This window comes from Rhodococcus sp. (in: high G+C Gram-positive bacteria) (genome assembly GCF_049286785.1).
Taxonomy (GTDB): domain Bacteria; phylum Actinomycetota; class Actinomycetes; order Mycobacteriales; family Mycobacteriaceae; genus Rhodococcus_F.
Map to the genome: position 1 here is coordinate 1 of NZ_JBAQEO010000872.1, position 2,317 is coordinate 2,317.

General features: G+C 63.8%; 2 protein-coding genes and 1 pseudogene. All 3 read right to left on the bottom strand.

Annotated features, from left to right (window positions below):
• A pseudogene (locus WAW17_RS31120) lies at positions 1–230 on the bottom strand (hypothetical protein); the annotation flags it as partial.
• The gene (rsmH, locus tag WAW17_RS31125) at positions 227–1,243 is read right to left on the bottom strand and encodes a 16S rRNA (cytosine(1402)-N(4))-methyltransferase RsmH (RefSeq protein ID WP_422336688.1); all 1,017 of its coding nucleotides are present in this window, start codon (positions 1,241–1,243) and stop codon (positions 227–229) included. The pseudogene WAW17_RS31120 and the gene rsmH, both read right to left, overlap by 4 nt.
• A 192-nt stretch (positions 1,244–1,435) precedes the next feature.
• Entirely contained in the window at positions 1,436–1,867 is a 432-nt protein-coding gene (gene mraZ / locus WAW17_RS31130; protein WP_422336689.1) for a division/cell wall cluster transcriptional repressor MraZ, read from the bottom strand.
• Positions 1,868–2,317 lie beyond the last annotated feature (450 nt).

The window sequence follows — 2,317 nt, forward strand, 5'->3', positions numbered from 1 at the left end:
GTCAACAACAGTGTGACGGCGAGCCCCAGCGCGAGCAGACCAAGGATGGTCGCCACGAACGGGATACGGGCTGCAACGCTCCCGGCACGGTTCTTTCCGGAGACCGCTGCTGCGGACCCGGTATGTACGGCTGCTCTCTGGGTGCGCCGCTCGTAAGCCCGCTTCGCCGCCCCCGAACGACTGCCTCCGCGCGCGGGGCGCACATCGCTGGAACTCACCTGAACCGTCATGCCGCGAACCTCCTGGCAATTCTTTCTGCAGCGCGCAAACGCACCGGTGCTGATCGTGGGTTCTCTTCGATTTCCTGCTCGGACGCGCGCTCCGCCCCGCGTGTGAGGATCCGGAATTCCGGTCCCATCCCGGGCAACTCGACGGGCAGCCCTTCGGGGCTCTTCGACTTGGACCGGGGAGTGATTTCGTGCTTGACGACCCGGTCTTCGAGCGACTGGTACGACATGAACACGACGCGTCCCCCCACCGTCAACGCGTCCAGCGCAGCCGGTATCGCTGCCCGAAGTGAATCGAGTTCGCCGTTGACCTCCACACGCAGGGCTTGAAAGGTCCGCTTCGCCGGGTGGCCCCCGGTACGACGGGTCGCCGCGGGAATGGTGCGATACAGCAATTCGACCAGTTGGGCACTGGTGGTGAACGGCTGCTTCGCCCGCAACCGGACGATCTCCGACGCGATCTTTCCGGCAAACCGCTCTTCGCCGTAAGTACTGAGAATGCGTGCGAGGTCACCGTGGCTGTAGGTGTTGAGAACGTCTGCTGCGGTGAGGCCGACCGTGGGGTCCATACGCATGTCCAGCGGTGCGTCGACCGAGTAGGCGAACCCTCGATCCGACTCGTCGAGTTGCATGGACGAGACTCCGAGATCGAAGAGGATTCCGTGCACCGACTCCGTCGAGGGAAGACCCGCTTGTGCGAGAGCATCCGCGATCCCGTCGTACCGCGTGTGCACGAGCGTGATGCGGTCGGCATACGGTGCGAGGCGGGCGTCGGCGATCTCGAGCGCATGGGGATCCCGATCGAGCCCGATCAGCGTCAGGCCAGGGTATTTCCGCAGGAAATGTTCGGAATGTCCACCGAGACCGAGAGTTGCGTCGATCATGACCGCTCCCCCGCCATCCGGGTTCTGTGCGGTCAGCGCGGGACCGAGCAGTTCGTCGGCCCGATGCAGTAGTACCGGTATGTGGCCGAAACCATCGGCGGGCGAGGATTCTTCTCCCTCGTGATCCACCATGATCTCTCCGGCTCCTGCTCTGTGGTGCGGGTGGACTTCACGATTATCTCTCGCCTGGCCCACACGAACTTCTCTGGTCGGTCGATTACTGCGAATGCCTCGAGGTCCCTGCCCGAAGTGAAAACCTGGCGCTGGGGAAGTGCGTCAGGGTTCCGTCGGACAGAGGCCTCGCGGCATTCACCCGAGTCACGCTCAGACGATCTCGCCGAGTGCGACTCCCGTTGCCTGCGAGTAGTTCTCCTCGTTCTCCTCGACGTAGGCCTGCCAGGCTGCGGCATCCCAGATTTCGAGGAAATCGACCGAACCGATCACTACACAGTCCTTGGACAGACCGGCGTAGCGGCGGTGATCTGCCGAGAGGGTGATGCGCCCCTGGGCGTCTGCGTGTTGTTCGTCGGTGCCGGCGGCAAGTCCACGAACGAAGGCTCGCGCCTCCGGATCGCTTCTCGATGCAGCCGCCGCCTTCCGTGCAAGGGCGGTGAACTCTTCCCGGGGATACACCGCGAGGCTGTGATCCTGACTCTTGGTGACCATCAACCCTCCCGCCAACGCATCCCGGAACTTCGCGGGCAATGTGAGCCGCCCCTTGTCGTCGAGCTTCGGCGTGTAGGTACCGAGGAACACTCGACACCTCCCACACTGCGTTCATATCGAACGCCCTAGGCCCGGGCGGATCACCTTCGCTCCCCGCTGCGCACCACAGTACCCCACTTTCCCCCACTCACAAGGCAGAATCAGGCGTGTTCTCCCCCGATTTGCTCAATACTTGCTGGTCAACACCTGCTGGATCGAGTGGGGGAAAATTTGGACGTGACTGCGGACACGCCGATGGGGTGTCCGGGCCCAGATCACAGTCGCTCCACGTTCGTCGAATCACCAGGTAGAACGACGCACAGATCGATCCGCCCGGGAAGAACGAGACCCTGTCGAGGACTGTGGGGCGGAGTGGGGAACCTGGGTGGGTGATTGTGGGGATCGAGGGCCGGACGGGTTCGCTGCGCCGCGCCGGACAGCGGCGGCGCACCCCGATCTCTTTGCCGACGGACAGCAGAAACGGCGTTGGCGGTGTGACAG

Coding starts and splice junctions, on each gene's coding strand:
- rsmH (WP_422336688.1), bottom strand. CDS start 1,243: ATGGTGGATCACGAGGGAGAAGAATCCTCGCCCGCCGATGGTTTCGGC.